General features: G+C 60.6%; 29 protein-coding genes. 18 read left to right on the forward strand and 11 right to left on the reverse strand.

The window, feature by feature from the left end; genetic code table 11:
• The first annotated feature begins 12 nt into the window (after positions 1 to 12).
• The 3 genes from DTP52_RS02015 to DTP52_RS02030 all read left to right on the forward strand — a co-directional run bounded on the left by DTP52_RS02015 (position 13) and on the right by DTP52_RS02030 (position 1,786).
• Entirely contained in the window at positions 13 to 288 is a 276-nt protein-coding gene (locus DTP52_RS02015; protein ID WP_025212783.1) for a hypothetical protein, read from the forward strand.
• Positions 289 to 660: 372 nt separating this feature from the next.
• On the forward strand, positions 661 to 948 hold the full coding sequence (locus DTP52_RS02025) for a metal-sensing transcriptional repressor (RefSeq protein WP_109751608.1): 288 nt from the start codon (positions 661 to 663) through the stop codon (positions 946 to 948).
• A 7-nt stretch (positions 949 to 955) separates the two neighbouring features.
• A complete protein-coding gene (locus tag DTP52_RS02030) occupies positions 956 to 1,786 on the forward strand; it encodes a nickel/cobalt efflux protein RcnA (protein ID WP_109751609.1) in 831 nt (276 codons plus the stop codon).
• A 10-nt stretch (positions 1,787 to 1,796) separates the two neighbouring features.
• Here the strand turns inward: DTP52_RS02030 and DTP52_RS02035 are convergent, their stop codons facing one another.
• The gene (locus DTP52_RS02035) at positions 1,797 to 2,744 is read right to left on the reverse strand and encodes a LysR substrate-binding domain-containing protein (protein WP_109751610.1); all 948 of its coding nucleotides are present in this window, start codon (positions 2,742 to 2,744) and stop codon (positions 1,797 to 1,799) included.
• Between the two features lie 227 nt (positions 2,745 to 2,971).
• On the opposite strand from DTP52_RS02035, the gene DTP52_RS02040 reads away from it, so the two are divergent.
• Both DTP52_RS02040 and DTP52_RS02045 read left to right on the forward strand, forming a co-directional pair.
• Complete coding sequence (locus DTP52_RS02040; protein ID WP_109751611.1) at positions 2,972 to 4,267, forward strand: dicarboxylate/amino acid:cation symporter; 1,296 nt, start codon at positions 2,972 to 2,974, stop codon at positions 4,265 to 4,267.
• 10 nt (positions 4,268 to 4,277) lie between these two features.
• Positions 4,278 to 5,777: an amino acid racemase gene (locus DTP52_RS02045; protein ID WP_109751612.1), complete on the forward strand. Its 1,500-nt coding sequence runs from the start codon at positions 4,278 to 4,280 to the stop codon at positions 5,775 to 5,777.
• Positions 5,778 to 5,843: 66 nt separating this feature from the next.
• Here DTP52_RS02045 and DTP52_RS02055 read toward each other — a convergent pair whose 3' ends face one another.
• Positions 5,844 to 6,752: an AraC family transcriptional regulator gene (locus DTP52_RS02055; RefSeq protein ID WP_109751613.1), complete on the reverse strand. Its 909-nt coding sequence runs from the start codon at positions 6,750 to 6,752 to the stop codon at positions 5,844 to 5,846.
• 186 nt (positions 6,753 to 6,938) lie between these two features.
• On the opposite strand from DTP52_RS02055, the gene DTP52_RS02060 reads away from it, so the two are divergent.
• Positions 6,939 to 7,988, forward strand: coding sequence for an NAD(P)-dependent alcohol dehydrogenase (locus tag DTP52_RS02060; protein WP_109751614.1), 1,050 nt, complete (start codon positions 6,939 to 6,941; stop codon positions 7,986 to 7,988).
• Between the two features lie 125 nt (positions 7,989 to 8,113).
• Positions 8,114 to 9,331, forward strand: a complete 1,218-nt coding sequence (locus tag DTP52_RS02065) for an MFS transporter (RefSeq protein WP_109751615.1) — start codon at positions 8,114 to 8,116, stop codon at positions 9,329 to 9,331.
• Between the two features lie 11 nt (positions 9,332 to 9,342).
• Here DTP52_RS02065 and DTP52_RS02070 read toward each other — a convergent pair whose 3' ends face one another.
• Positions 9,343 to 9,750, reverse strand: a complete 408-nt coding sequence (locus DTP52_RS02070) for a DoxX family protein (RefSeq protein ID WP_109751616.1) — start codon at positions 9,748 to 9,750, stop codon at positions 9,343 to 9,345.
• Between the two features lie 87 nt (positions 9,751 to 9,837).
• Between DTP52_RS02070 and DTP52_RS02075 the strand changes: the two genes are divergently transcribed.
• Positions 9,838 to 10,236, forward strand: a complete 399-nt coding sequence (locus DTP52_RS02075; RefSeq protein WP_218278347.1) for a helix-turn-helix domain-containing protein — start codon at positions 9,838 to 9,840, stop codon at positions 10,234 to 10,236.
• 15 nt (positions 10,237 to 10,251) lie between these two features.
• Here DTP52_RS02075 and DTP52_RS02080 read toward each other — a convergent pair whose 3' ends face one another.
• The 3 genes from DTP52_RS02080 to DTP52_RS02090 form a co-directional block, all read right to left on the reverse strand.
• Positions 10,252 to 10,737 (reverse strand): hypothetical protein, encoded by a 486-nt coding sequence (locus DTP52_RS02080; protein WP_109751617.1) that lies wholly within the window; start codon positions 10,735 to 10,737, stop codon positions 10,252 to 10,254.
• A 143-nt stretch (positions 10,738 to 10,880) separates the two neighbouring features.
• Entirely contained in the window at positions 10,881 to 11,168 is a 288-nt protein-coding gene (locus tag DTP52_RS02085; RefSeq protein WP_058545613.1) for a DNA-binding transcriptional regulator, read from the reverse strand.
• A gap of 2 nt (positions 11,169 to 11,170) precedes the next feature.
• Entirely contained in the window at positions 11,171 to 11,485 is a 315-nt protein-coding gene (locus DTP52_RS02090) for a type II toxin-antitoxin system RelE/ParE family toxin (protein ID WP_109751618.1), read from the reverse strand.
• 130 nt (positions 11,486 to 11,615) lie between these two features.
• On the opposite strand from DTP52_RS02090, the gene arsN2 reads away from it, so the two are divergent.
• Entirely contained in the window at positions 11,616 to 12,047 is a 432-nt protein-coding gene (gene arsN2, locus DTP52_RS02095; RefSeq protein WP_109751619.1) for an arsenic resistance N-acetyltransferase ArsN2, read from the forward strand.
• Here arsN2 and chrA read toward each other — a convergent pair.
• A complete protein-coding gene (gene chrA / locus DTP52_RS02100; RefSeq protein ID WP_109751620.1) occupies positions 12,044 to 13,402 on the reverse strand; it encodes a chromate efflux transporter in 1,359 nt (452 codons plus the stop codon). The two genes, arsN2 and chrA, sit on opposite strands and share 4 nt — an antisense overlap.
• Positions 13,403 to 13,580: 178 nt before the next feature.
• On the opposite strand from chrA, the gene DTP52_RS02105 reads away from it, so the two are divergent.
• The 5 genes from DTP52_RS02105 to DTP52_RS02125 all read left to right on the forward strand — a co-directional run bounded on the left by DTP52_RS02105 (position 13,581) and on the right by DTP52_RS02125 (position 19,510).
• A complete protein-coding gene (locus DTP52_RS02105; protein ID WP_109751621.1) occupies positions 13,581 to 14,240 on the forward strand; it encodes a ribonuclease T2 in 660 nt (219 codons plus the stop codon).
• A gap of 211 nt (positions 14,241 to 14,451) precedes the next feature.
• A complete protein-coding gene (locus DTP52_RS02110; RefSeq protein ID WP_109751622.1) occupies positions 14,452 to 16,023 on the forward strand; it encodes a GGDEF domain-containing protein in 1,572 nt (523 codons plus the stop codon).
• A 107-nt stretch (positions 16,024 to 16,130) separates the two neighbouring features.
• A complete protein-coding gene (xth, locus tag DTP52_RS02115; protein WP_109751623.1) occupies positions 16,131 to 16,925 on the forward strand; it encodes an exodeoxyribonuclease III in 795 nt (264 codons plus the stop codon).
• A gap of 116 nt (positions 16,926 to 17,041) precedes the next feature.
• Positions 17,042 to 17,866 (forward strand): arylamine N-acetyltransferase, encoded by an 825-nt coding sequence (locus DTP52_RS02120; RefSeq protein ID WP_109751624.1) that lies wholly within the window; start codon positions 17,042 to 17,044, stop codon positions 17,864 to 17,866.
• 123 nt (positions 17,867 to 17,989) lie between these two features.
• A complete protein-coding gene (locus tag DTP52_RS02125) occupies positions 17,990 to 19,510 on the forward strand; it encodes a nucleobase:cation symporter-2 family protein (RefSeq protein ID WP_109751625.1) in 1,521 nt (506 codons plus the stop codon).
• 213 nt (positions 19,511 to 19,723) lie between these two features.
• Here the strand turns inward: DTP52_RS02125 and DTP52_RS02130 are convergent, their stop codons facing one another.
• Positions 19,724 to 20,074 (reverse strand): hypothetical protein, encoded by a 351-nt coding sequence (locus DTP52_RS02130; RefSeq protein WP_109751626.1) that lies wholly within the window; start codon positions 20,072 to 20,074, stop codon positions 19,724 to 19,726.
• A 260-nt stretch (positions 20,075 to 20,334) separates the two neighbouring features.
• Between DTP52_RS02130 and DTP52_RS02135 the strand changes: the two genes are divergently transcribed.
• Positions 20,335 to 21,156: a shikimate 5-dehydrogenase gene (locus DTP52_RS02135; protein ID WP_109751627.1), complete on the forward strand. Its 822-nt coding sequence runs from the start codon at positions 20,335 to 20,337 to the stop codon at positions 21,154 to 21,156.
• A 6-nt stretch (positions 21,157 to 21,162) separates the two neighbouring features.
• Here DTP52_RS02135 and DTP52_RS02140 read toward each other — a convergent pair whose 3' ends face one another.
• A complete protein-coding gene (locus DTP52_RS02140) occupies positions 21,163 to 21,810 on the reverse strand; it encodes a YceH family protein (RefSeq protein ID WP_109751628.1) in 648 nt (215 codons plus the stop codon).
• 130 nt (positions 21,811 to 21,940) lie between these two features.
• On the opposite strand from DTP52_RS02140, the gene DTP52_RS02145 reads away from it, so the two are divergent.
• Complete coding sequence (locus DTP52_RS02145) at positions 21,941 to 22,450, forward strand: DUF1993 family protein (protein ID WP_109751629.1); 510 nt, start codon at positions 21,941 to 21,943, stop codon at positions 22,448 to 22,450.
• Positions 22,451 to 22,676: 226 nt separating this feature from the next.
• Here DTP52_RS02145 and sstT read toward each other — a convergent pair whose 3' ends face one another.
• On the reverse strand, positions 22,677 to 23,909 hold the full coding sequence (gene sstT, locus DTP52_RS02150; protein ID WP_109751630.1) for a serine/threonine transporter SstT: 1,233 nt from the start codon (positions 23,907 to 23,909) through the stop codon (positions 22,677 to 22,679).
• 282 nt (positions 23,910 to 24,191) lie between these two features.
• On the opposite strand from sstT, the gene DTP52_RS02155 reads away from it, so the two are divergent.
• Positions 24,192 to 25,343, forward strand: coding sequence for an MFS transporter (locus DTP52_RS02155; RefSeq protein ID WP_109751631.1), 1,152 nt, complete (start codon positions 24,192 to 24,194; stop codon positions 25,341 to 25,343).
• Here the strand turns inward: DTP52_RS02155 and nhaR are convergent.
• Positions 25,340 to 26,236: a transcriptional activator NhaR gene (nhaR, locus tag DTP52_RS02160; RefSeq protein WP_063322135.1), complete on the reverse strand. Its 897-nt coding sequence runs from the start codon at positions 26,234 to 26,236 to the stop codon at positions 25,340 to 25,342. The two genes, DTP52_RS02155 and nhaR, sit on opposite strands and share 4 nt — an antisense overlap.
• 139 nt (positions 26,237 to 26,375) lie before the next feature.
• On the opposite strand from nhaR, the gene DTP52_RS02165 reads away from it, so the two are divergent.
• Complete coding sequence (locus DTP52_RS02165; RefSeq protein WP_109751632.1) at positions 26,376 to 26,627, forward strand: hypothetical protein; 252 nt, start codon at positions 26,376 to 26,378, stop codon at positions 26,625 to 26,627.
• Positions 26,628 to 26,653 lie beyond the last annotated feature (26 nt).

A 26,653-nucleotide genomic window follows, 5' to 3' on the forward strand; every position in this document is an offset into this window, starting at 1 on the left:
GAGTAACCCCTCATGTCCCGCTACATGCCCATCACCGGTATCGAAAATAATTTCCACGCGCTCCTGATCGACACGGAAGCGCCGCTGGACGTGCTGCACGACACCGCCGCTTACCGCATCGCCGCCGTCACGCAGTTGCTGGAAAACCTCGCCATGCGTTCCGACATCAGTACGGACGCGGTGGTACTCCATGATTTCGCCCAAGTGCTAGCGATCCCCCTGCGCGACGGGTGTGATTTGCTGGATGTGATCGGGCGGCGATTGCAGGCACAGGTTTTGGCGTCGTAAGGGAAGTGGGTGATCTCATAAGGTCTCCTGCCTGACTCACCATCCCTTGCAGGCAGCGATTTGTGGGAGCGGGCTTGCTCGCGAAAGCGGTGTGTCAGTTTGCAGGATGCTGGCCGTGCCGACGCCTTCGCGAGCAAGCCCGCTCCCACAGGGTTTGGTGGGTACACAAATGTTGCGTACACCCTCAATCCTCTGTGGGAGTGAGCCTGCTCGCGATAGCGGTGGGTCATTTGATGAAAATGTCGGATGTGCTGCGGTCATCGCGAGCAGGCTCGCTCCCACAGGTTAATCAGCGTTTCGATGGGTTTGCTTGTATCCCCCTTGGGGGGATAGGATGGCGGTGTTGATTCACCGAAATCCAGGGCTCAAGTCATGAGTGAGCACGACCACGAACATCCCCACCAAAGCCATGTGGCGATCATCAAGCGTCTCAAGCGCGCGGACGGCCATTTGCGCAGCATCATCGCCATGATTGAAGAAGGGCGTGAGTGCGTGGATATCGCCCAGCAGTTGCATGCGGTGGAGAAAGCGGTGTGCCAGGCCAAGCGCACGTTGATCCAGGATCATATCGATCACTGCCTGGAAGACACCGTTTCGGCGCTGGACAAGGGTGAGCGCGCGCCGCTGGAAGCCTTCAAACAAATCACCAAGTACCTCTAGGCCAGACATGCCCAATTTTGCTGAATTGCTGCAACAGGGTGGCGCTCACGCCTGGCTGTATTTCCCCAGCGCTATCTTGCTGGGCGCCTTGCATGGCCTTGAACCGGGCCATTCAAAAACCATGATGGCGGCGTTTATCGTGGCGATTCGGGGATCGGTCAAACAAGCGGTGTTGCTGGGTTTGGCGGCGACCCTTTCCCACACCGCCGTGGTGTGGCTCGTCGCCGTGGGTGGCATGTATCTGGGCCAGGGGTTGGACGCCGAAACCACCGAGCCTTATTTCCAACTGGCGTCTTCCGCGCTGATCATTGCCATCGCGCTGTGGATGCTGTGGCGTACCTGGCGTGGCGAGCAGATGTTCAGATTCGCGCAAGGTCATGACCACCACCATCATCACGATCATCACCACAAACACGACCACGAGCATCCCGAATCCAAAGGCCTGTCGCTGGAGGGCTATCAGGATGCCCACGAACAGGCGCATGCCGACGACATCCGCAAGCGCTTCACCAATCGGGAGGTCTCCACGGGCCAGATCATCCTGTTCGGCCTGACGGGCGGGCTGATTCCTTGTCCTGCGGCCATTACCGTCCTGCTGTTGTGCCTGCAGGTCAAAGAGGTCGCGCTGGGCGGCCTGCTTGTCCTGTGCTTCAGCATCGGCCTGGCGATTACCCTGGTGACCGTGGGGGCTGCGGCGGCCATGGGTGCAAGGCAGGCTTCCAATCGCTGGCCTTGGCTGAGCACTGTGGCGCGTCGGGCACCTTATTTGTCCAGCGTGTTGATCATCGGCGTCGGTCTCTACGTGGGTATCCACGGCTGGATCGGTTTGTACGCATAGCCTTCAAAGATCAGTTCGTACCTTCTGGCGCAGCGGGTACGCTGCCCGAGCGATGCAACGAAGCCCCCTCCAACGTCTTCCACAGCTTGCGCATCGTCGGATTCCGATTGGCAATCGCACAATACGAGCGAATCTCCAGCCGCGTGCTCCATTCCTCGCTGCCAGCCCGAACCAGCAACCCACGCTCCAACTCATCGGCCACCGCGCTTTGCGGCAGCCAGGCCACGCCGTAGCCCTCGATGGCCATGCGCATCAGCAGCATCGCCATGTCGGCTTCATAGCAACGCTCCAGCGCAGTCGGTGCCGGGCCGTTCTTGATGACGATATCGGCCACGCGGCCCAGGAATGTCGTGGCCGTGTAGGCCAGGTAAGGGACGGGTTTGCCGGAGCGGCCCGGCAAGGGGAACAGCGGTTCGCCTTTAGGGTTGGGTGCACATAGGGGGATGAACGCGTCGTGGCCGAGGGTCAGGCTGCCGAAGCGCTCGGCGTCCAGCAGGATCGGTGCCAGCGGATGGTGGTAGACCATCATCAAATCGCAACTGCCTTCCTCCAGCGCGATAACGGCGTCATGAATATTGGCGGCGACCACCCGAGCGTTGAACTGCTCGGTGTTTTGCTGGAACTGCGAGAGCCATTTCGGCAGAAAGGTCATCGAGAGACTGTGACCTGCGGTGATCTGGATGGAGCGTCCCGGCATCCGTTCTACGTCACGCAGCATCGAGCGCAATCTCAGTAAGCCGGCGAGGGCTTCTCTGCTTTCGTCGCAGAAGGTGATGCCTGCGGCAGTGAGCTGGACGGGATAAGTGCCCCGGTCCACCAACTTGACCCCCACCCATTCCTCGAGGCACTGGATTCGGCGCGACAAGGCCGATTGCGTCACGCAGCGGACTTCGGCGGCGCGGGAGAAGTTTTTCCATTCGGCGATCGCCAGTAGATCGTCCAGCCACTTGAGTTGCATATCAGGATCCCCGCTGTGAGAGCGCCATTTTATGTCGCAACTCCCCGGCCCAGCGCGGCTTTTCGTTAACTATTCCAAAAGCGCATGGAGCTAGCAGGATTACTCATCATCTCCCCGGATCCGCTCCTTAGAATCATTACCGTAGTACCCATGCCGCCAAGAGTATCGGTACATCCACTTGATCCCTGCCAAGTAAAAAACTCCAATAACTACTTGAGGACAGCACCGTGAAGAAGAATAAGCTCCCACGTCGAATTGCAATGGGTATCGCCCTGGGCGTGCTGGTGGGTTGGGCGTGTCACCATTTCGCAGGGAGCGAGCAAAGTGCCAAAGAGATCGCCAGTTACTTCTCGATGGTCACTGATATTTTCCTGCGCATGATCAAGATGATCATCGCGCCGCTGGTCTTTGCGACGCTGGTCGGTGGTATCGCCAGCATGGGTAATTCCCGTTCCGTAGGCAGGATTGGTGCTCGGGCGATGGCCTGGTTCGTTACCGCTTCGGTGGTATCGCTGCTGATCGGAATGGGCTTGGTCAACCTGTTTCAACCCGGTGCCGGGCTGAATATGGACGTGGCCCAGCACGCAACCGCTGCGGTGCCAGTCAACACCGGCGACTTCAGCCTCAAGGCGTTTATCGGCCACGTGTTTCCGCGCAGCATTGCCGAAGCGATGGCCAACAACGAGATCCTGCAGATCGTGGTGTTCTCGCTGTTCTTCGGCTTTGCGCTGGCGGGCGTGAAACGGGCGGGCTACACCCGGATCACCGATTCCATCGAAGAGCTGGCGAAGGTGATGTTCAAGATCACCGACTACGTCATGGCCTTCGCGCCGATCGGGGTTTTTGCCGCCATCGCCTCGGCCATTACCACTCAGGGGCTTGGCTTGCTGGTGGATTACGGCAAGCTGATTGCCGAGTTCTACCTGGGGATCCTGATCCTCTGGGCGCTGCTGTTCGGCGCCGGCTACCTGTTTCTCGGTCGCTCTGTTTTCCAGCTCGGCAAGCTTATTCGCGAACCGATTCTCCTGGCCTTTTCCACCGCCAGCAGCGAGTCCGCCTACCCGAAAACCATTGAGGCGCTGGAGAAGTTCGGTGCGCCAAAACGGGTGTCCAGCTTCGTGTTGCCCCTGGGTTACTCGTTCAACCTCGACGGCTCCATGATGTACCAGGCGTTCGCCATCCTGTTCATCGCCCAGGCCTACAACATTGATTTGAGTTTCACGCAGCAGATTCTGATTCTTCTGACGTTGATGATCACTAGCAAGGGCATGGCCGGTGTCGCGCGGGCCTCGGTGGTCGTGGTCGCGGCCACGTTGCCGATGTTCAATCTTCCCGAGGCGGGGCTGCTGTTGATCATCGGTATCGACCAGTTCCTCGACATGGCCCGCACGGCCACCAACGTGGTGGGTAACAGCATCGCGACGGCGGTGGTCGCCAAGTCCGAACCACACGAAGAAGCCGCCGAGGACGAAAGGGCACATTCCCCCGTTCGGTCGCGATCCGAGCCGGTGCCGGTGGCTTGAGGAGAGGGTCATGAAGGCTAAAGTGAAGTCGAGCCATAAGGCCTCTGTTGTGCGCAAGTTGGGCATCGTCGGTGGGCTTGGCTCACTGGCCGGAGGCGATCTGTTCTACAAGTTGATCAAGTCCCGGGCGGTGCTCGAGGACCAGGGCCGCTATCACTTCCTGTTCGAGCAGCACCCGTTCAAGGATGTGCTGCTGCCACTGGACCAGGGGGCGAGCATGACGTCGCGCAAGTTTTATGTGTTCCAGGTGTGCAAGTCGTTCGAGGAAAGTGGCTTCGATGCGGTGATGCTCCCATGCTTCGCCAGCCATACCTTTCGCGCTGAAATCGAGGAGGAATTGGGCATTCCCGTGCTGGACATGATGGCCGCCTTGACCCGGTACGTCAGCCAAACGGTGCTGCCCCGGACGACGTTGGGGGTGATTGCCTCCGACTTCGTGCGCCACTGCGGATTGTTCGAACAACATTTTGGGCAGCACTTCCAGATTGTTTATCCCGACCCAGAAGCTCAAGCAGGATTGATGGAGGCGATGTACGGCGTCAACGGCATCAAGGACGGCCATCTCGAAGGCATGCCGCTTGAAGCGGTCTACCAGGCATGCCTCTCGTTGCAGGCCCAGGGGGCGACGGTGATCCTGCCCGGCATGACCGAGCTTTCCCTGGTCTGTGCCGACTTGCAGCGCCGCGGAATTACCGTGCTGGACATCAACGAGATCTACGCCGATTTCGCGACGCTGGATCAGCAGCAGCCCAGGCGCCCGCCGTTCAAATTGGGCATCGTCGGCGGTGTCGGTCCTGCCGCTACGGTAGATTTCATGGCCAAGGTAGTGGCCAATACACCAGCGGGAAAGGACCAGGATCACATCAAGATGGTGGTCGAGCAAAACCCGCAGATACCGGACCGGACGGCGAACCTGCTACGGGATGAAACCGATCCGACAATGGCGATGTACGCCACCTGCAAGCGCCTTGAAAGCGCGGGTGCCAACGCCATCGCGATTCCTTGCAACACCGCCCACGCCTTCGTCGAGCGCATCCAGCCGCACCTGAGGGTACCCATCGTCAACATGCTGACCGAGACGGTGGAGTGGATTGTGCACAAGTACGGTTCGGGCAAGGCGATTGGCCTGCTGGCGACTTCCGGTACGGTGCAGAGCCAGGTCTATCATCAGGCGGCGCGCCACGCCGGGCTCCAGGTGCTCACGCCAGGTGTCGACTATCAGGCGATGGTCATGGACGCCATCTACGGACCGCGCGGTATCAAGGCTGGCTTCACGCAAGGGCTCTGCAGGGAGCAATTGTTGCTGGCGGCTGAGCACCTGTGCGAGTTGGGGGCGGGGGTATTGATCCTGGGGTGTACAGAGTTGCCGCTGGTACTGGAGCATTGCGAGGCGTTCGATATCAATGGGCACACGGTGGCGCTTGTTGACCCGACGATGATCCTGGCGTTGAAGTGTGTGGCGTTGGCGCAGAAGGCACAGCTCTGTGGGAGCAAGGCTTGCCCGCGATGAAGCCGACGCGGTCTCCCGAAGGCCAAGGTGCCTGCATCGCGAGCAAGCTTTGCTCCCACTGATGAATCAAACAGCCTTGGCTGGCTCGCGCAACGCGGCGATGTCCCGTTTGGGCGACAGGCCAAACAAACGGGCGTATTCGCGGCTGAACTGGGAAGGGCTTTCATAGCCCACTTTGTAGGCTGCACTCGCCACGTCCACATGCTCGTTGAGCATCAGGCGCTTGGCTTCGTTCAACCGCAGCCACTTCTGGTATTGCAGCGGGCTCATCGCCGTGAGCTGACGGAAGTGGTGGTGAAACGTCGGCGTGCTCATTTGCACCCGCGCCGCGAGGTCGTCTACGCGCACGGGCTCGGTGTAGTTCAATTTCAACCAGTCGATAGCCTTGGCGATCCGGTAACCCTGGCTATCGACCGAGGAAATCTGCCGCAGCCGGGCCGCCTGGTCGCTGAGCAACAGTCGGTAGTGAATCTCACGCTGGATCAGCGGTGCCAGTATGGGAATCGCTTCGGGTTCATCCAGCAACGCCAGCAGGCGTGCGAACGGCGCCAGCAGGTCAGGCGTCGCGGTGCCGATCCCTGCGCCGATCCCCACCGCTCGATCACGGGGCGGCGACAGGCCGCCCTGGGCGATCAGATCGGCCACCATGCGCAGGTCGAGTCTCAGGACCAGACCCAGGCAGGGCTGTTCCGCGCTTGCCTGCAGCACTTCGGAATTGGCCGGGATGTCCAGGGAGGTCATGAGGAATCGTCCGGGGTCGTAGCCATAGGCCTCGCCACCGATCCATACCTGCTTCACGCCCTGGGCCACCAGCACGATGCTCGGTTCGATCATGCAAATGACCGGTGCGGCCGGCGCTTCCCGTCGAAAGAAGGCGAGGCCGGCGATGGGCGTTTCAACGTCGCCCGGGTGTGGGGTCCGAGCGCCAATGATGGCCGCCAGTGTCTCTTGTACGGGTCTGCGTTGGGTGGCCATGTCGGGTCCGGGTGTCATCTCGGTTCAAGCGCAATAGGCAGAACATTAACCTGCCAAACGAAGCGCTGCCTACGCGCGATGGAAGAACTCATAGGATCAGGCAAGCATCTCAGCGTAATGCGCTACTGGTCGGCCAGGCTGGGCCCTGAAGATGGAACCTCACTCAATCCAGCATGGAGTCTTATGATGCGTGTACAAGCCTATGGCGCCCACGCGGGCGACAAGCCCCTTGAACCCCTGCAGATCACTCGTCGCACGCCGGGCGCGCACGACGTCCAGATCGATATCGCGTTCTGTGGCATCTGCCATTCGGACCTGCACCAGGTGCGTGCCGAGTGGGCGGGTACCCAATTCCCTTGCGTGCCGGGCCACGAGATCGTCGGCCGGGTAGCGGCGGTCGGCGCCCACGTGTCCGGCTTCAAGACCGGCGACCTGGTCGGCGTCGGCTGCATCGTCGACAGTTGCAAGCACTGCGACGACTGCGACAGCGGCCTGGAAAACTACTGTGACGGGATGATCGGGACCTACAATTTTCCGACCCCGGATGAGCCCGGCTGGACGCTGGGGGGCTATTCGCAAAATATCGTGGTGCATGAGCGCTATGTGTTGCGCATTCGTCACCCCGAAGAGCAACTGGCCGCCGTTGCGCCACTGCTCTGCGCCGGCATCACCACCTATTCGCCGCTGCGCCATTGGAACGCAGGGCCGGGCAAGAAGATCGGTGTGGTCGGCATCGGTGGGCTAGGTCACATGGGCATCAAGATTGCTCATGCGATGGGCGCTCATGTCGTGGCGTTCACCACTTCCGAGTCCAAGCGCGAGGCGGCCAAACAGTTGGGGGCTGACGAAGTTGTCGTGTCGCGCAATGTCGAAGAAATGGCCGCGCACACCAAGAGCTTCGATCTCATCCTGAACACCGTGGCGGCTCCTCACGATCTCGACGCGTTGCTGGTGTTGCTCAAGCGTGACGGCACGATGACCCTGGTGGGCGCCCCGGCCACTGCGCATCCTTCGCCGAATGTCTTCAACCTGATCATGAAGCGACGCACCCTTGCGGGGTCGATGATCGGCGGCATCCCCGAGACCCAGGAGATGCTCGATTTTTGCGCGCAACACGGCATTGTCGCCGACATTGAGTTGGTGCGCGCCGACCAGATCAACGAGTCCTACGAGCGCATGCTCAAGGGCGACGTCCAGTATCGCTTCGTGATCGATAACGCGACCTTGGCCGGCTGAAGACAGCCGCCGGACCGCTCGCCAACTGCTTGCGAAAGCAGCCTGCCTGAGACGGTGATGTCGGTTGTGCCCTCGTCATCGCGAGCAGGCTCGCTACCACACAAGAAACACAGGATTTTCTCCCAATGACCGATAACTCATTGCCACAAGGCCAGCCCGCCTGGGGCGCAGTATTTGCCATGGCCCTTGCCGCGTTCGTGCTCGTTGCTTCGGAGTTCATGCCAGTCAGCCTGCTGACGCCGGTCGCGGCTGCTCTGCAGGTCAGCGAAGGGCAGGCCGGCCAAGGCATTGCCATCTCTGGTGCCTTTGCCCTGATCACCAGTCTGTTCATTGCTTCGATTGCCGCCCGGGTCGACCGTAAGTGGTTACTGTCAGGATTGACCCTGTTGATGATCGTTTCTGGAACGGTGGCCGCACTGGCGCCCAACTACGCCACATTCATGGTGGCGCGCGCGTTGATCGGTGTTGCGATTGGTGGCTTCTGGTCGCTGTCGGCGGCCACGGCCATGCGGTTGGTGCCGGACGACCAGGTTCCGCAGGCACTGGCCGTCGTCAATGGTGGCAATGCCCTGGCAACCGTGATTGCTGCGCCGCTGGGCAGCTTCCTTGGGGCGATCATCGGTTGGCGTGGCGCGTTTTTCTGCATCGTGCCCGTTGCTGCCGTCGCTCTGGTCTGGCTGCTGTTACGCCTGCCGGCCATGCCTTCGCAGGCGAAGCAGGGCAGTACCAATGTCTTCAGGTTGATGACCCGGGCTCCGGTCGCGCTGGGCATGCTGGCGGTCAGCACATTTTTCATGGGCCAGTTCATGCTGTTCACGTATCTGCGACCGTTCCTTGAAACGGTGACACAGGTGAGTGTGTCCATGCTTTCCATCCTGTTGCTGGTGATCGGGGTGGCAGGCTTCCTGGGAACATTCCTGATCGGCGCATTCCTGAAAAACGGTCTGTATCGGACGCTCGTCGTCATTCCCCTGTTGATGGCCGTCATCGCCATTGCCCTTGTTTGGTTCGGCGGTTCAGTGACGATCACGGCCCTGTTGCTCGGCCTCTGGGGCCTGGTGGCCACCGCGGCTCCCGTAGGCTGGTGGACCTGGCTGGCGCGTACGCTACCGGACGATGCCGAAGCCGGGGGTGGCTTGATGGTGGCGATCGTCCAGCTCGCCATCGCGGCGGGCGCGACAGTGGGCGGTGTTCTGTTTGATCTGAGTGGCTATCGTGCGACCTTCGAAACCAGTGCGGCCGTGCTGGGCGTTGCCGCTGTCCTTACTGCGCTGGCCGCTCGGTCAGCGGTTCGGGAGTCTTCATCGACTTCGCACGCAACGCCCTATAGCACGATGGGTTGAGGCAAAGTCCGTCAGTCGGGGAGGACCTGGTGCTGCGCCGCGCCAGGAGCATAGGGCGACGGCACTTCGCGGACAGTGTTCTGGGTCAGGAAGGAGGCGATCAGCAACAGAATGCCTATTGCCGCCGGAAGGGCGCCGCGCGGTTTGCGCACACTCAGGTGCGCGGACGCCGACAGCAGCAAATGATAGAGCATGCCTGCATAGGCCAGGTCGCTGAGCGCTACGCTTGTGCGCGACAGAATGGCAACTACTCCGAGGATTTTCAGGACGGTGAGCATCGGTACCAGGTAGCTGGGGTAACCGAGGTCGGCCAGCGCTTGGCTTACCCATGCCTTCTTGGTGACGTATAGCGTTGCGGACGCCAGGTAAAGCAGGGCCAGCGCCGTCGTACTGATCCAATAGAGGGAGTGTTCAATCATGAGTATTTTCCTGAGTGGGCTGGGTTGAATCGACATAGAGCGAGAATGTCGCCTAACATGAAAGCCCGCAAGAAGGATGAAAAAGTGATGGTTAGTATGGAAAACCAGGCTAATGAAAATGCCGAGGTCAACATGCACGAGGAAATGCGCCGTGCGTTTGCGTTGCTCTCGGGCAAGTGGAAGCTGGAAATCATGTGGTTGCTGCATCAGCGGATCTATCGCTTCGGGGAGCTGCGCAAGGCCATTCCCGGCGTTACTCAACACATGCTGACGGCGCAGCTTCGTGAACTGGAGAGGGATGGCCTGGTGTCGCGCACTGTCTTCGCCGAAGTACCGCCGCGGGTTGAATACGAGATCACGCAAAAGGCCCGTGGGCTCGGGCCGACGATGGAGGCGCTGACGGCGTGGTGGGATGAATACGGGAAAAGCGTGCCCGTGAAGGCGAATCCACGCGGGCGTAAACCCGTCAACAATGGGCGACCTTAAGGTCGCCCATTGGCGTTATAGCCCGAGACCTTCCTCTATCAGGGAGAGCAGGGCGTCCTCGTCCAGTGTCACTGGGTCAGGTTGTTGCCCGGTCAACCGAAGCGGCTGGAGATGCCATAGCGATTCCCCATGCTCGCCGAGTGTGCGCACGATGCAGTGCTCCTGTCCCTTCATATGGACCTCGATGCATCCTTCTCCCTGGGGAGAAAAACGCGCAATCGGATCGAATGAAATGCGGTGATGATTGCCTTCGATCACCAGTTGATCGATGGCGTAGTTATACGTCGAACCGCTGGAATGACTTTCAAATACGTGGGTGGGATTGCGCCGAATGTCCAGGCCAGCCTCGCACACCGGCGCCAGCCAGATTTCGATCTGGCGGTACAGTTCGTAGACCTGGGCGGGCCAATGCTCGATCGCCAGGTCGGCGCAGTTGTCGGTATCGGCGCGGGTTTGCTGGGTTCTCCGCAGTTTGGCCGCTAGCTCGTCTGCCTTGCTCATGTCGATTCCCTGTCGTGATGATAGGTTGAGCTTAGCTGATGGGGCGGGGTGTTCATTTGCGCTGGGTCATGGGGTGGTGTCGGGAGCGAGCACCTTCGCCCATGGAAGCAGTGCTTGAGAGGTTCTGTTCATTTCGGCAATGCTTAAACGGCTAGGGCGCTGATCACGTGTTTCGGATCATTATGAATCGCCCGCAGCAGTGCTTTAGCGGGGCCGGTAGGCTCGCGTCGTCCCTGCTCCCAGTTGCGAAGCGTGCCCAGTTGGACATCGATCAGTGCTGCGAACTTGGCTTGGGTCAGGCCGGTAGCCTTGCGTATTTCCTTCACCTGCAACGCATCGACGATGAACTCCCGTGACGGCTGGCGTTCGCCTCGGACGATTTCATCCATCTGTTGTACGCTTTCCATCAGCTCATCGAAAAATTTGCTCATGGTTATCTCCAGTGCTCGACAATCAATTTCAATGCTTTGCGTTGATCGACGGTCAAGTCTTGCTGTTCATTGTTCGGATATATCATCAGTAATGCGATCCGCGAAGCATGGACGAAGTGGTAGTAGATCACCCTGGCCCCACCCCGTTTGCCATGGCCTTTGGCTGCGATACGAATCTTTCGGATCCCTCCGGTGGCTTCCATGACATCACCAGCGGAAGGATTGCAGACCAGTATTTTCTGTAGGACAGCGAAATCATCGTCATCCATCAGTTCTTTGACCCGACGGGTAAAAATTGGAGTTTCAATAAAAATCATTGCTAATGTACGCCAGTGGCTTACTTTCGAGCAATCCTATTGAACCCCATCCCCCGATGCACCCGGTGAGTTGTAACCAAATTCGGGCGTGCCCGATGATCAGGGCAGGACACTGCAGCGAGCATCAACCATGCGAATGACAGCTTTGAGCAATAACGACCTGGGACCATTGCGCGATGCGCTCGCCCAGGCCGGTCTACCCGTGGATGACCTGACGTATCCCGGTCGACAGTTCTTCAGCTTCAGCCAACAAGGCGTTGATGTGGCGTTTGGTGGCATCGAGGGGGAGGGCGCCGACCGGTTGCTGCGTTCGCTGGTTGTCCTTGAGGGGCAACGGGGAAAGGGCACTGGTGCGGCGGTGCTGGCCGCTATCGAAGCGTTTGCGAAACGTGAGGGGGCAGAACGGCTGCACCTGTTGACCGACAGCGCCACCGCGTTTTTTACCGACCAGGGCTATCAGGTGCAGGATCGCTCGTTGGCGCCCGCTCCGATCAGGGCGACGGCCCAGTTCAAGACCTTGTGTCCGGCCTCGGCGACGTACCTGAGCAAACGCCTGGTCTAGCGCAGCAAATGCACCGCCAGCCCGGCCAGACCGCACGCCAGCAACACCTGGATCACCCCGCGCTTGTAGCGAAACAGCGCAATGGCCGCCAAGAGGGCGATGATTGCCGACGGCCAGTCCAGGGCACCTGCAAAACCGTTGGGCCAGAGCACGTGGTAACCGAAGAAGCACGCCAGGTTGAGGATCACCCCGACCACCGCTGCGGTAATCGCCGTCAGCGGCGCGGTGAATTTCAGCGTGTTGTGCGTCGATTCCACTAGCGGGCCGCCGGCCAGGATGAACAGGAACGAAGGCAGGAACGTGAACCAGGTCACCAGCGTGGCGGCGACGGCCCCGGCGAGAAAGGCCTGTTCGGGACCGAACACCTGCATCACATAACCGCCGACGAAACCGACAAAGGCCACGACCATGATCAGCGGCCCGGGAGTGGTTTCGCCCAAGGCCAGGCCGTCGATCATTTGTGTCGGCGTCAGCCAGCCGAAGTGTCCGACGGCCCCTTGGTACACGTAGGGCAAAACCGCGTAGGCGCCGCCGAAGGTCAACAACGCGGCCTTGGTAAAGAACCAGGCCATTTGCGTAAGCGTGCCGCCCCAGCCAAACACGGCGGTCAGCAGGCCCATCGGCAATAGCCATAGCAGGGCACCGATGACGGCCAGACGGGTCAACCTGGCGGCGCTGAACCGGGCGTGTTCCGGGGGCGGCGTATCGTCGTCGATCAATGCGGGGCCGAAGGATTGGTGCTGGGAGTCGTGACCGCCCAGGCTGAATTTCCCCGGTGCCCAGCGGCCACCGAAATAACCGATGACAGCCGCACCCAGGACGATCAGAGGGAAGGGGAGATCAAAGGCGAATATCGCGGTGAACGATGCCGCGGCGATCGCCCACAACCAATTGTTCTTCAGTGCGCGGGAGCCGATCCGGTGGGCTGCATGCGCCACGATTGCTGTCACGGCCGGCTTGATGCCATAGAAAATGCCCGCCACTATCGGCACCTCGCCAAAGGCGACGTACAGCCAGGACAACGCGATGAGGATGAACAGCGAGGGCAGCACGAACAGCGCCCCGGCAATCACCCCGCCCCAGCTTCGGTGCATCAGCCAGCCCAGGTACGTCGCCAGTTGCTGGGCCTCTGGCCCCGGCAGCAACATGCAGTAATTAAGGGCATGCAGGAATCGTCGCTCGGAAATCCAGCGTCGGCGCTCCACCAACTCCTGGTGCATGATCGAGATCTGCCCCGCCGGGCCGCCGAAACTGATGAAGCCCAGCTTGAGCCAGAACCAGAAGGCCTCGCGCAGGCTGACGGTGTCGGGTCTGCTCAGGGGCTGTTCGTCATGGGGGCGGATCGGTTTGCTCATGGGCGACGGGCACTTAAAAGTCAAAGGCGATCTACGTTATGGGGCGTTACGCAATTTAGATAGCCCCCGGCGAGGTTTGCTTGTAAAAAAACAACCCTCCAGAGAGTTGAAACACCAAATTGAAACGGTCATCGCCGGATCATCCCGTCTTCGCACAATCGCCCCAAGGAGTGGGTCAATGAAACAACGTCTTGCCGTGGCCGTGCTGATCGTATTGACACTGGGCTGCATGGGAGTGGGCAATGCCCGCGAATCTGGCAATGCACGGGCGCAATCCGTGGCCGGAGTGTTCGATTACTACCTGCTGGCGCTGTCCTGGTCACCGACGTTCTGCCTGACTCACCAGAATGACGCACAGTGCTCCGGTAAAGGCTACGGCTTTGTACTCCATGGCCTCTGGCCGCAATACACCAAGGGCGGCTGGCCGCAATCCTGTGCGCCTCAGGTGCCTTTGACGAGAGAGGAGCAGAAGAAGGGCCTGACCTTGTTTCCTACCCGCAAGTTGATGGCGCATGAGTGGTCCAAGCATGGTACTTGCAGCGGCCTCGGCGCCATGGGCTACCTGGAGGTTGCCGACAAAGCCCTGGGGGCAGTGAAAATCCCACCACAGCTGCAACCGTTCAATTCCTCGTACTATTTTGAAGCCGAGGAGATCATCCGGCTGTTCCGCCAAAACAATCCAGGCATCGCGCCTGATGGCATTGCGGTGATTTGTAGCGGACCGCAGCTGTCGGAAGTGCGGGTTTGCATGGACAAGGACCTGGCGTTCGCCGCGTGCGGCAAGGGTGTCAGGACACAGTGCCGGGCTGGGGAAGTCCGAGTGCCGCCTGTGCGGTGAGCACCCCAAACCACTGGCCTTTGGTGCGGGAAACTCTGGGCCCTGGAGAGGGCATTTTTATCGGCTGTCAGGCTGGTTTTTGGATCCACTCAAGCCACCCATCGGCGCCGCTGCACAGGCAAATTGCCGCCTCACAAGCGGTAGGCTAAGCTCTCGAATATTGGGGGCTTTGAGCGAATTCGCTCATGTTTTGCCCTCTTCAGGAACTCGCTTGCCTATCCCTATTCTCGATCCTTTCCATGCCCCTGGCGGTGCCTTGAAACGCCTGCCGTTGCTCAAGGCAGCGGTGACGTTTATCGCGGCGGTGTGCCTGTGCCTGTGCGGTTTGCTTTACCTGCAATTGGAGCAGTCTCGCAGCCAGGATCTGGAGTCGGCCCGCATCGCCTCGGCCACTCTTGCCCGGGCCATGGCCCAGCAGGCCCAGGACACCTTTCTCCAGGCTGATCTGGTGTTGGCCAGTTTGACGGATTGGATCCAAGTCGACGGCTTCGGCCCCGCGGTACAACCACGCTTGCAGCAAACTTTTGCCCGACGCGTGCAGTCGCTTGAGCAATTGCACGGCCTGTTCCTGTTCGACAAGCACGGTCACTGGGTCGTGACCTCCTTTGACAACCTGCACAGGGGGCCTGGGGTGGCAGATCGGGAGTACTTTGCTTTCCACCAACAGAACGCCTCCCTGGTCGCCCATATCGGCCCGGCAATCCGCAGTCGGCAAAACGGCGACTGGATCATCCCGGTTTCCCGACGCTTGAATGATCAGGATGGCAACTTCCTGGGCGTGTTGATGGCCGGCGTCAAAATGTCGTACTTCGACCGATTCTTCAAAAGCTTCAATCTGGATGATCAAGGCGAGATGGCCCTGGCTTTGTCCGACGGGACGCTTTTGGCCCGGCGTCCCTTCGATGAGGGACGGATCGGTCATCCGCTGTCCGAGGAACATATCTACAACCATGCCCTGGCCAGCGGCATGGCTGGCGATGCACTCATCCGTTCGGCCATCGATGGTGTCGTCAGACTTTATGGACATCAACATCTACAGGCTTATCCGCTGGTGGTCACCGCGGCGATATCCGAAGAGGCGATCCTGGCGGGCTGGCATGACAGGGCTTTCCAGTCCAGCCTCATTGTCGGCCTGGTGGTGCTGGGCATTTGCTTGTTCGGCTGGGTATTCGTGCGCCAGGTCCGTAATAGCGAACGGATCGAGGCGGACTTGCGCAAGGCCCAGGAAGCGTTGGAGCTGATTGCCACGCACGACAGCCTTACCGGGCTGGCGAACCGCCGCCTGTTCGAGCGGGCCCTGGACATCGAGTTCGGCCGGGGCGCCCGTCAGCGCAGCCCCTTGAGCCTGATCATGCTCGATATCGATTTTTTCAAACGCTACAACGACGCCTATGGACACGTGGCCGGGGATCATTGCCTGGCGGAAGTGGCCAAGGTGCTCAAGAGCAGTTGCCATCGCAAGGCCGATCTGGCGGTACGTTATGGTGGCGAAGAGTTTGCGGTGCTGTTGCCCGACACCAATCTCTCGGGGGCCATGGCGTTGGCCGAGCAGATCCGCCGCAGCGTCATCGACAGGCACATCACCCATTCCGGCTCCCCGACCGGCTACCTCACGGTAAGCCTGGGCTGCTATGCCTTTGTCCCCAGCAGCCTGGACAGCATTGAAGTCTTCATCCAGCGGGCCGATGCGGCGCTTTACCAGGCCAAGCACAGCGGCCGCAACCGCGTGGCGGTGCTATCGACGGAAGGTGGGCTCGATACGCTGGCGCGCTCGGATCGTTGAGATCGGTTGGAATCTCGATGATGGGGCGCGGGTTCCTGAAGACCTGTGCAACCACTGCGTCCGGTTGTCGGTCACAACTGTGACTTGGCATTTCGGATTCTGGACCTATGAAAAACCTTCGGATCGCGACCTTCAACATCAATGGCATCCGTGCCCGGCTGCCCAACCTGCTGGAATGGCTGGAGCGGGAGAGCCCTGACATCGTCTGTTTGCAGGAGCTCAAGGCCGTGGACAAGGATTTCCCGGCGGCGGAGTTGGAGTCGGTGGGGTATGGAGCGATCTGGCACGGGCAGGCGTCCTGGAACGGTGTCGCGATCCTGGCCCGTGACGCGCAGCCGCTGGAGAGCCGCCGAGGACTGCCCGGCGGGGATGACGACAGCCACAGTCGCTATCTGGAGGCGGCGGTCCATGGTGTGCTGGTGGGCTGCCTTTACCTGCCCAACGGCAACCCGCAACCGGGTCCGAAGTTCGACTACAAGCTGGCGTGGTTCGAACGGCTGATCGACTATGCCCAAGGATTGCAGGCCAGTGATCATCCCGTGGTGCTGGCCGGTGACTACAATGTGGTGCCCACCGACATGGACATCTACAACCCGCGCTCCTGGCTCAAGGATGCGCTGTTGCAGCCTGAAAGCCGCGCGTGCTACCAGCGGCTGCTGGACCAGGGCTGGACCGATTCGTTGCGCCACCTCTATCCGGACGAGCGGATCTACACCTTCTGGGATTATTTCCGCCAGCACTGGCAGAAAAACTCCGGACTGCGCATCGATCACCTGCTGCTCAACCCGACGGCCAGCGCCTACCTGAGCGAGGCCGGCGTGGACGCCTGGGTCCGTAACCAACCCCACCCCAGCGACCACGCGCCCACCTGGATCCGGCTGGCTTCACGCAAGCGGCGGTGAGCGGGCGAAGCGCTCCGGTCGCTTGTTGTCTCTGTGAGGGGAATGTCTTATACCTGGCGCCCAATAGCAGTGCGTATGTCGTGAGCGCTGCGCCGCCCCCGGAAAAGGACACCCTCATGAGTCATTCCCAACTGAGCGACACGGCCCGCTATCTGCGGCGCCTGGGCTTCGATGCGCCCCCCGCGCCGACCCTCGACACGTTACGTCAACTGCAATGGCGCCATACCGCCGAATTCCCCTTTGAAACCCTCTCGACATTGCTGCGCCAACCCGTGCCCATCGACCTTGAGTCGGTCGAGCGAAAAGTGTTCGAGCAAGGACGCGGCGGTTATTGCTATGAACTCAACCAATTGTTCCTGGCGTTGTTGCAGACGTTGGGTTTCGAGGCCCGGGGCATCACCGGACGCGTGGTGATGAACGCGCCTGAGGGCACTTGGACTGCCCGGACCCACCGGCTGAGCCTGGTGACGTTCGAGGGTGTGCGCTACATCACCGACGTCGGCTTCGGTGGCATGGTGCCAACAGCGCCGCTGCTGCTGGACAGCCGTGAGGCACAAGTCACGCCCCATGAACCGTACCGCATCGAGACCCATGCGGACGGTTACCTGTTGCGTGCCAACGTGGCCGACGAATGGCGGCCGATGTACCTGTTCGATCTGCAACGCCAGGAAGACATCGACTACACCCTCGGCAATTGGTACGTCTGCAGCCACCCTGAGTCGCCGTTCATGGGCCGGTTGATGGTCGCCCGCACCGGTGATGGGCTGCGCAAGACCCTGAACGGCAACAGCTATGCCGTGCACCGGATAGGGCAGGAGAGTGAACGACGATCGCTCACCGATGCCGACGAGTTGATCGACGTGCTGGAACAGGAATTCGACTTGCGCGTGCCGCCTCGCGAGCTGTTGCGGCCAGCAGTCGTGGGCTTGCTCCAGCCATAAAAAGGCTGTTGGGCGGGAATCCTGTGCCTGGGTAGGGTAACAAGTTGTATACAACTCTATGGACATTTGTCCTGAGTTTTGAATACAGTGTGCCCATAACAAAAAACAGGGAATTCCCGAACCATGAAAACGCCCCATGTTTCACTCCCACGGCCCGAGGACGAAAACCTTGGCGTCGGCGCGAATATGGCTTACGGCCTGCAACATGTGTTGACCATGTACGGCGGCATCGTCGCCGTGCCGTTGATCATCGGCCAGGCAGCCGGGCTTTCGCCGGCTGATATCGGTCTGTTGATTGCCGCGTCATTGTTCGCAGGGGGCTTGGCGACGTTGCTGCAAACCCTTGGCTTGCCGTTTTTCGGCTGCCAGTTGCCCTTGGTGCAAGGTGTATCGTTCTCGGGCGTCGCGACCATGGTGGCGATTGTCGGCAGCGGCGGGGAAGGCGGCTTTCAAGCCATCCTCGGTGCGGTGATCGCAGCGTCGCTGATCGGTTTGCTGATTACCCCGGTGTTTTCGCGCATCACCCGGTTCTTTCCGCCCTTGGTCACTGGCATCGTGATCACCACCATCGGCCTGACCCTGATGCCGGTGGCGGCGCGTTGGGCGATGGGTGGCAACAGTCACGCCGCTGATTTCGGCAGCATGGCCAACATCGGCCTGGCTGCGGTGACCTTGGTACTGGTGTTGTTGCTGAGCAAAATGGGCAGCGCCACCATCTCCCGGTTATCGATTCTGTTGGCGATGGTCATTGGCACTGTCATCGCTGTGTTCCTCGGCATGGCGGACTTTTCATCGGTCAGCCAAGGCCCGATGTTCGGCTTCCCGACCCCGTTCCATTTCGGCATGCCGACCTTCCACATCGCCGCGATCCTGTCGATGTGCATTGTGATCATGGTGACCCTGGTGGAAACTTCCGCCGACATCCTGGCCGTGGGTGAAATCATCGACACCAAAGTCGACTCGAGGCGCCTGGGCAACGGCTTGCGGGCCGATATGCTGTCGAGCATGATCGCGCCGATCTTCGGTTCCTTCACCCAGAGTGCCTTTGCCCAGAACGTCGGGCTGGTGGCGGTGACCGGGATCAAGAGCCGTTTCGTAGTGGCGACCGGCGGGGTGTTTCTGGTGGTGCTCGGCCTGCTGCCGTTCATGGGGCGGGTGATCGCGGCGGTGCCGACCTCGGTGCTGGGCGGTGCCGGTATCGTGCTGTTCGGCACCGTGGCTGCCAGTGGCATCCGCACGCTGTCGAAAGTCGATTACCGCAACAACGTCAACCTGATCATCGTCGCCACCTCCATCGGCTTTGGCATGATTCCTATTGCCGCACCGAATTTCTATGACCATTTCCCGAGCTGGTTCGCAACCATCTTTCATTCGGGCATCAGTTCTTCGGCAATCATGGCGATCGTGCTGAACCTGGCGTTCAACCACCTCACTGCGGGTAACTCCGACCAACAGTCGGTTTTCGCTGCCGGCACCGAGCGGGTGTTGCGTTACCAGGACCTGGCGGCGTTGCGCGAAGGCGATTACTTCAGCGACGGCAAGCTGCATGATTGCGATGGTAACGAGATTCCCGTGGTGGCGGAGTCTGTTCACGAGCCGGCAGGGCATGCGCCGATCCGACTGAAAAGCAGCGAGCACGTCTGACCATTACACTGTGGCGAGGGGATTTATCCCCGCTGGGCTGCGCAGCAGCCCCTAAGCAGTCAACTTAACCTGCCTGACACACTGGGTTGTCGGCATTTAGGGCCGCTTCGCGCCCCAGCGGGGATAAATCCCCTCGCCACAGGTTATCCAGCGGACATGAAAAAGCCTGTGATCAAGGATCACAGGCTTTTTTGTGCTGCTCGAAAGAGCTGATTACCAGCGGCCGTAATGGCCCCGGGGTGGGCCGTAGTAGTAGCCCCGTGGTGGCCCGTAATACACCGGTGCCGGGCGATAGTAGATCGGTTGCTCTACATACACCGGCTGTGGCTGGTAATAGACCGGTGGTGGCGGCTGGTAGTAGACCGGCTGCGGCTGGACGTAGACCGGTTGCTGCACATACACCGGCCGATCACGGTTGATGATGGCCGAGCCGACGATGGCCGAACCGACGATTGCGCCAAACACTGCGGGCCCCTCCCAACCACCACGACCGTGGGCGGATGCCTGGCCGGTGACCGCGAGTGCCCCCATGAGCAGGGCGATGATGGGAAGTTTACGATTCATGGCTGTTCCTCGTTTCGGCCCCGGCGCCTGTGGTCTGCAACAGACCCGATGAGGGTCGCGGGGTTACTTGCTATGACAGCGATTTTCTCAAGATTTGCGACGCCGTTGGGTAAATATTGTGTAAGGTCTGTAGCGCTTTTCTTTACCGCGCCGCGTCATCCAGGGGCCGGAGATCGGGCCGGGCCGGGCGGTATCATCATCGAATAAACCTTTCGCGACGGTGTTTCCGTCTGTCCGAAAGTGAACGCAAGGAGACACGCGTGCAGATCAATCCCAACAAAGACACCCAACTGTGCATGTCGCTCTCGGGGCGTCCCGGAAACTTCGGCCTGCGCTTTCATAATCATTTGTATGAACAATTGGGCCTGAACTTCTATTACAAGGCATTCAGCAGCCAGGACCTGCCTGGAGCGGTGGGCGGTATCCGCGCCCTGGACATTCGCGGCTGCGGCGTGTCGATGCCGTTCAAGGAAGCCTGCATCGCCCTGGTGGACGAGCTGGATCCTTCCGCCGCCGCGATCCAATCCATCAACACCATCGTCAATACCAACGGCCATCTGAAGGCCTACAACACGGATTACATCGCCATCGCCCAGTTGCTGCAAAGCCACGCCGTGCCCAAGGACTCGACCTTTGCCCTGCGCGGCAGCGGCGGCATGGCCAAGGCTGTGGCCAGTGCCTTGCGTGATGGGGGTTACAAGAACGGGCTGATCGTTGCCCGCAATGAAACCGCCGGGCGAGCCCTGGCCGAGTCCCTGGGGTATGAATGGCAAGCTGAACTGGGGAGCCGACAGCCGCAGATGCTGATCAACGTCACGCCGATCGGCATGACCGGTGGCCCGGAGGCCGACCAATTGGCGTTCGAGCCCGGGACCATCGCCGCGGCCGAGACCGTGTTCGATGTCGTGGCGATCCCGTCGGAAACGCCACTGATCGTGCGCGCCCGGGCCGAAGGCAAACGGGTCATCACCGGGCTGGAAGTCATTGCGATCCAGGCCCTGGAGCAGTTCGTGCTGTACACCGGCGTGCGACCCAACCTGGAGCAATTCGAAAAAGCTGTCGCCTTCGCCCGCTCGGCGTAGACGCCGCTATTCCAGCCGCGCCAGGCGTTCTTCCAGTGCCGCGATCCGCGCTTCGAGTTCTTCGATGCGTTCCAGCGAGACACCGCCGCCGGCGCCGCGCTCCACCGGGTGCTGGCGAGCGGCGAGAATCGCTTCGATGTCCGCCGGGTCGCCCATGGCGTGCACATAGCGGTCCTCGCGCTGGCCGGCCTGGCGTGGCACCAGCAGCGCCAACCCACGGGCGATCAGGCGTTCAAGCTGATGCAGCACTTGTTCGACATCTTCGAAGTCGTGCATCCGTGCGCTGCGGGTCAGTAGCTCATTGACCGTTTGCGGGCCACGCAGGAACAGCAACCCCATCAGGACCACCTGGGCCGGCACCAGCTCCAGGGCTTTGTCGACCCGATGTTCCCAACGGTCGGCGCGGCTGCCCATCACCAGTTTGGTAAAGCCGCGACCTTCCAGCGCCCGCAGGCTCTGGCCAACCTGGCCCGGGTTGAGGTTCATCACCGGTTCGCGGCTGGTTTTCTGGTTGCAGGCCAGTACCAGGGCGTTGAGGGTCAGCGGGTAGGTCTCGGGGTTGGTGGCCTGCTTCTCGACCAGTGCGCCGAGGATGCGGATTTCCGTGCTATTGAGCCGTGGTTCTTCAGCCTGCTGTTGTTCTTCGATGCTCATCGCGCGTTCCCTATGCTGTGGAAGCCGCCTAGCCTAATCCTTGCGCAATAAAAGACAAGCCGTGCAACAAGCCGTGGCTATAATCGCAGCCGTTTGATTCATTCTTTCCTGCCACCTGCATGAGATTGCCATGACTATTTCCCTGTACGCCGCTTCCGTCCCGGTTTTCAAGCAGATGCTCAACGCGTTGAGCGACGTTCTGAACAAGGCCGAAGCCCACGCCACCGCGAAGAACATCGACCCGAACGCCTTCCTGCAAGCCCGCCTGTACCCGGACATGTTCCCGCTGGTGCGTCAGGTGCAGATCGCGGTGGACTTCGCCAAAGGTGTGTCTGCACGCCTGGCTGAGGTCGAAGTGCCGAAGTATGACGACAGCGAGACCACCTTTGCCGAGCTGCAAGCCCTGATCACCAAGGTATTGGCCTTTATCGAGGGCATCCGCCCTGAGCAGATCGATGGCAAGGAAGGTATCGAAATCGTTACCCGTCCGGGCACGCCGAAGGAAAAACGCTTCAGCGGCCAGAGCTACCTGCTGACCTACGGCCTGCCGCAGTTCTTCTTCCACGTCACCACCACCTACGCATTGCTGCGCCACAATGGTGTGGAAGTGGGCAAGCGCGACTACATGGGCGCGTTCTAACCCCGCAGGCATGAAAAAGCCCGGGACGGTGTGGGCCGTTCCCGGGCTTTTTTGTGGCTGTCTGTTACATCCTCGGCGGATGTACCGCCGCTATCGCGAGCAGGCTCGCTCCCACAGGGGGGCAACGGTGCTCGCACAATAGACGCTATACAACAAATCTCCTGTGGGAGCGAGCCTGCTCGCGATGACGGCGTCACAGACCTCACAAGAGGCAGGTCGATCCTGATTACGCCGTACGCGCGAGCTTCTCTTCCTCACCCAGGCAAGCCGCCGCCGTGAACAGCACGTCCGTCGACGAGTTCAGCGCCGTCTCCGCCGAGTCCTGCAGGACACCAATGATGAAGCCCACCGCGACCACTTGCATGGCGATTTCGCTGGGAATACCGAACAGGCTGCACGCCAGGGGAATCAGCAACAGCGAACCGCCAGCCACCCCGGATGCACCGCACGCGCAAATGGCCGCGACAACGCTCAGCAGCACGGCCGTTGGCACATCCACTGCGATACCCAGGGTATGCACGGCCGCCAGGGTCAGTACGGTGATGGTAATGGCAGCGCCCGCCATGTTGATGGTCGCGCCCAGTGGGATCGATACCGAATAGGTGTCTTCGTGCAGGCCCAGGCGTTTGCTCAGTTCCAGGTTCACCGGAATATTCGCCGCCGAGCTGCGGGTGAAAAACGCCGTGATGCCACTCTCGCGCAGGCAGGTGAATACCAGCGGGTAGGGGTTGCGACGCAGTTTCCAGAACACGATGAGTGGGTTGATCACCAACGCCACGAACAGCATGCAGCCGATCAACACGGTGAGCAGGTGCAGGTAGCCGAGCAGGGCGCCGAAGCCGGAAGTGGCCAGGGTCGAGGCCACCAGGCCGAAGATCCCCAGCGGGGCGAAGCTGATCACCAGGCGCACGATCACGGTCACGCCATTGGACAGGTCGTCGAGCACAGTGCGTGTGGTTTCGCCGGCATGACGAATGGCGATACCCATGCCGATGGCCCAGGCCAGGATGCCGATGAAGTTACCGTCCATCAGCGCCCGGACCGGGTTGTCCACCACGCTGAGCAGCAGGCTTTGCAGCACCTCGCTGATGCCGCCGGGCGCCGTGACCGCGACGTCTTGGGTCGACAGCACGAGACTGGAGGGAAACAGCGTACTGGCCACCACCGCGACCACCGCAGCGGCGAAAGTGCCCAGCAGGTAGAGGAACAGGATCGGCCGGATATGGGTTTCCTGGCCGTGCTTGTGGTTGGCGATCGAGGCCATGACCAGCACGAATACCAGGATCGGCGCCACGGCCTTGAGCGCGGAAACGAAGACCTTGCCGATGAATGCGGTGGCCTTCGCCAGGTCGGGCGCCAGCCATGCCAGGACAATACCGGCGATCAGGCCGATGATGATTTGCGTCACCAGGCTGGTGCGTTTAAGGCGTTGCAATGGGGTAACGGACGAAGCTGTCATAGCGGCATCTCTGATTTTATTGTGTGCGACGGTCGACGAATCAGGGCAACAAGCGGGCAGGCCACATGAGCGGACCGAGAGAAAGTACGGCGTTTGCAGGCCGCGGACTTTATCACAGCCGGTAAAAAATCTGACGGACCTGTGACAGTCCGTCACCCTTATCCGGACCATGGCCTGCGTTTGTAAGACGCGCGCATTCTGTTAGGCTTTGCCGTTCTCACCTTCTTACCGCCAGCGGGCCCTTGGGCTAACGCTGGTGTCGTCGTTTCGCTGGAGTTCTGCATGTTGTTACCCATTTTCCTGTTGTCAGCCGCCGGTTTTACCGTGCTGACCACGGAATTCGTCATCGTTGGCCTGTTGCCCTCTATCGCCCGTGACCTGCATGTCACTATTCCCCAGGCCGGGTTGCTGGTGACGTTGTTCGCGTTTACGGTGGCCGCGTTCGGGCCATTCCTGACCGCCTGGTTCGCCCGCTTCGAGCGGCGCAAGTTGTTTATCAGCGTGCTGGTCATGTTCGGTCTGGCCAACATGCTTGCCGCGTTCGCCCCCAACATCTGGGTGATGGCCATTGCCCGGTTGATTCCGGCCCTGGGCCTGCCGGTGTTCTGGGCGCTGGCCAGTGAAACGGCGGTGGACATTGTCGGACCCCAGCTAGCCGGGCGGGCCATCGCCCGGATCGGCTTCGGTATCGTCTGTGCCACGGTGTTTGGCATTCCCGTGGGTACGTTGATTTCCGATGCGTTTGGCTGGCGCAGCGCGTTCGCGATCCTGGCTGTCATTGCCTTCGCCAAGGCCTTGCTGCTGTTTATCTACTTGCCGAAAACCAACCTGCACCAACATCAGGTGAGTTTCCGTTCGCAATTCAAGATCCTGCGCAGCCCGTTGATGCAAGGGCATGTGCTGTTGTCGATCCTGGTGTTCAGCGGCATGTTCACCGCCTACACCTATCTGGCGGATATCCTTGAGCGCCTGGCCGGATTCGACGGCACTCTGGTGGGCTGGTGCCTGATGGGCTTCGGCGCCGTCGGGCTGCTGGGCAATTCCCTGGGCGGCCGTGCGGTGGACCGGCATCCGTTGATCGCATCGATGGTCTTCTGCCTGTTCCTGATCGGCGGCATGGTGGCGTTGGTGCCGAGCATTCATTCGCCTCTCGCGCTGGCGGCGGCGATGGGCATCTGGGGCGTGACCCAGGCGGCTTTGTTCCTGGTCAGCCACGTGCGACTGATGAAGGCGGCCCCACAGGCTCCGGCGTTCGCCGCATCGTTGAACATTGCCGGGGCGAACCTGGGGATTGGCCTGGGGGCGATGGTCGGTGGCCGGGTCATCGATACCCTGGGCCTGGGCAGTGTCGGGTTTGCGGCAGCCGGGTTCATCTTTGTATCGATCCTGCTGGCGTTGCTCCTGATGACCTTCAAGCCCCGGGTTACCTGCTAGGCGCTGAACAACTCGCGTCGGGCGCCTTCGGCAATCGCGACGATGCCGGGGTGGCTGACCTTGCGTTCCACGGAAATGGCGTAGAAGGATTCGCTCACCGCATCGGTCTGGCCGATCACTTCTACGCCGTACTGGCGCTTCACCTCTTCGGCGATCACGCTTGGACCGATGAAAATCCCGCTGCCGGATTGACCGAAGGCCTGCATCAATGCGCTGTCGTCGAACTCGCCGACGATGCGCGGCTGGATCTGCTGTTCGGCGAACCAGCGTTGCAAGCGGCTGCGCACCACGGTTTCCGGCCCGGGAATCAGCAGCGGAGCGTCATGCAGGCCATGGGGGAAATCCTGCCCGTAGCGTTCGGCCAGCGCGGCGGTGGCGAAAAAGCTGATCCCGCATTCCCCCAGCTTCTGGCTGTAGCCCTTGATGTCCAGGTGGGTCGGCATCGGGCTGTCGGAAATCACCAGGTCCAGACGCTGGATCGCCAGGTCCGCCAGCAACCGTTCGAGTTTGTCCTCGCGACAGGTGATGCGTAGCGGCTCGCTCAACTCCATGGTCGGTGCCAACAATCGATAGACGATGGATTTGGGCACCACATCCGCCACCCCGACCCGAAACAGGGTTTGCTGTTCGTTGGGCTGGGCCCGCAGCATCAGCTCCAATTCGCCGCCCAACTGGAACATGTGTTCGGCGTAGGGCAATGTCTGGCGGCCGGCCTCGGTCAGTTCCAACTGCCGCCCGACCCGACGAAACAGCTTGATGTTATAGGTCTGCTCGAACAGGGAAATCTGCCCGCTGATGGTCTGTGGGGTCAGGTTCAACTGCTCGCACGCTCGCACGATGCTGCCGGTTTTCGCCACCACCCAGAAGTAATGCAATTGTCGGTAATTGAGCATGGGTTCACGTTAGTTCGTAAAAAGCGAAGTATAACCGCTGAAAATACGAATTTTCCTGAAGTATTCGCGTCTCTAGAATGCCTGGCCATTGGTGGGCCACTTCGTGCTCCTTCTATATCTCTCAAGAGGCGTTCATTCCATGACATACAAATCCGTGGGGCTTGCAGCCTTGTTGGCGATGTCCGCAATGACACTGGCGGGCTGTGAACAGGCTGAAAAAAGTGCCCAGCAACTGATGGGGCAAGCTGCGCAAACCGCCAAGCAGGCCATCGACGATACCCACAAGGCCGCCGAACAGGCGATCAGCGAAGCCACCGGCGGGTTGATCAGCCCCAAGAAACAGCCGGCTGAAGACGCTGAAAAATCAGAATCCTCTACCGAAACCATCTAACCCGTCACATCAGTCAGGACTGACCC

This window comes from Pseudomonas sp. 43mfcvi1.1, from assembly GCF_900115935.1.
Lineage (GTDB): Bacteria > Pseudomonadota > Gammaproteobacteria > Pseudomonadales > Pseudomonadaceae > Aquipseudomonas > Aquipseudomonas bijieensis.

Excerpts from the sequence above, each read along its gene's own strand:
- DTP52_RS02025 (WP_109751608.1), top strand. The coding sequence starts at position 661 with ATGAGTGAGCACGACCACGAACATCCCCACCAAAGCCATGTGGCGATC.
- DTP52_RS02090 (WP_109751618.1), bottom strand. The coding sequence starts at position 11,485 with ATGATTTTTATTGAAACTCCAATTTTTACCCGTCGGGTCAAAGAACTG.
- DTP52_RS02105 (WP_109751621.1), top strand. The coding sequence starts at position 13,581 with ATGAAACAACGTCTTGCCGTGGCCGTGCTGATCGTATTGACACTGGGC.
- DTP52_RS02125 (WP_109751625.1), top strand. The coding sequence starts at position 17,990 with ATGAAAACGCCCCATGTTTCACTCCCACGGCCCGAGGACGAAAACCTT.
- DTP52_RS02080 (WP_109751617.1), bottom strand. The coding sequence starts at position 10,737 with ATGAGCAAGGCAGACGAGCTAGCGGCCAAACTGCGGAGAACCCAGCAA.
- chrA (WP_109751620.1), bottom strand. The coding sequence starts at position 13,402 with ATGAGCAAACCGATCCGCCCCCATGACGAACAGCCCCTGAGCAGACCC.
- DTP52_RS02055 (WP_109751613.1), bottom strand. The coding sequence starts at position 6,752 with ATGGCCACCCAACGCAGACCCGTACAAGAGACACTGGCGGCCATCATT.
- DTP52_RS02085 (WP_058545613.1), bottom strand. The coding sequence starts at position 11,168 with ATGAGCAAATTTTTCGATGAGCTGATGGAAAGCGTACAACAGATGGAT.
- DTP52_RS02035 (WP_109751610.1), bottom strand. The coding sequence starts at position 2,744 with ATGCAACTCAAGTGGCTGGACGATCTACTGGCGATCGCCGAATGGAAA.
- DTP52_RS02070 (WP_109751616.1), bottom strand. The coding sequence starts at position 9,750 with ATGATTGAACACTCCCTCTATTGGATCAGTACGACGGCGCTGGCCCTG.
- DTP52_RS02145 (WP_109751629.1), top strand. The coding sequence starts at position 21,941 with ATGACTATTTCCCTGTACGCCGCTTCCGTCCCGGTTTTCAAGCAGATG.
- DTP52_RS02165 (WP_109751632.1), top strand. The coding sequence starts at position 26,376 with ATGACATACAAATCCGTGGGGCTTGCAGCCTTGTTGGCGATGTCCGCA.
- DTP52_RS02065 (WP_109751615.1), top strand. The coding sequence starts at position 8,114 with ATGACCGATAACTCATTGCCACAAGGCCAGCCCGCCTGGGGCGCAGTA.
- DTP52_RS02120 (WP_109751624.1), top strand. The coding sequence starts at position 17,042 with ATGAGTCATTCCCAACTGAGCGACACGGCCCGCTATCTGCGGCGCCTG.
- DTP52_RS02045 (WP_109751612.1), top strand. The coding sequence starts at position 4,278 with ATGAAGGCTAAAGTGAAGTCGAGCCATAAGGCCTCTGTTGTGCGCAAG.
- DTP52_RS02030 (WP_109751609.1), top strand. The coding sequence starts at position 956 with ATGCCCAATTTTGCTGAATTGCTGCAACAGGGTGGCGCTCACGCCTGG.
- DTP52_RS02015 (WP_025212783.1), top strand. The coding sequence starts at position 13 with ATGTCCCGCTACATGCCCATCACCGGTATCGAAAATAATTTCCACGCG.
- DTP52_RS02155 (WP_109751631.1), top strand. The coding sequence starts at position 24,192 with ATGTTGTTACCCATTTTCCTGTTGTCAGCCGCCGGTTTTACCGTGCTG.
- DTP52_RS02060 (WP_109751614.1), top strand. The coding sequence starts at position 6,939 with ATGCGTGTACAAGCCTATGGCGCCCACGCGGGCGACAAGCCCCTTGAA.
- xth (WP_109751623.1), top strand. The coding sequence starts at position 16,131 with ATGAAAAACCTTCGGATCGCGACCTTCAACATCAATGGCATCCGTGCC.
- DTP52_RS02140 (WP_109751628.1), bottom strand. The coding sequence starts at position 21,810 with ATGAGCATCGAAGAACAACAGCAGGCTGAAGAACCACGGCTCAATAGC.
- arsN2 (WP_109751619.1), top strand. The coding sequence starts at position 11,616 with ATGCGAATGACAGCTTTGAGCAATAACGACCTGGGACCATTGCGCGAT.
- sstT (WP_109751630.1), bottom strand. The coding sequence starts at position 23,909 with ATGACAGCTTCGTCCGTTACCCCATTGCAACGCCTTAAACGCACCAGC.
- DTP52_RS02130 (WP_109751626.1), bottom strand. The coding sequence starts at position 20,074 with ATGAATCGTAAACTTCCCATCATCGCCCTGCTCATGGGGGCACTCGCG.
- DTP52_RS02075 (WP_218278347.1), top strand. The coding sequence starts at position 9,838 with ATGGTTAGTATGGAAAACCAGGCTAATGAAAATGCCGAGGTCAACATG.
- nhaR (WP_063322135.1), bottom strand. The coding sequence starts at position 26,236 with ATGCTCAATTACCGACAATTGCATTACTTCTGGGTGGTGGCGAAAACC.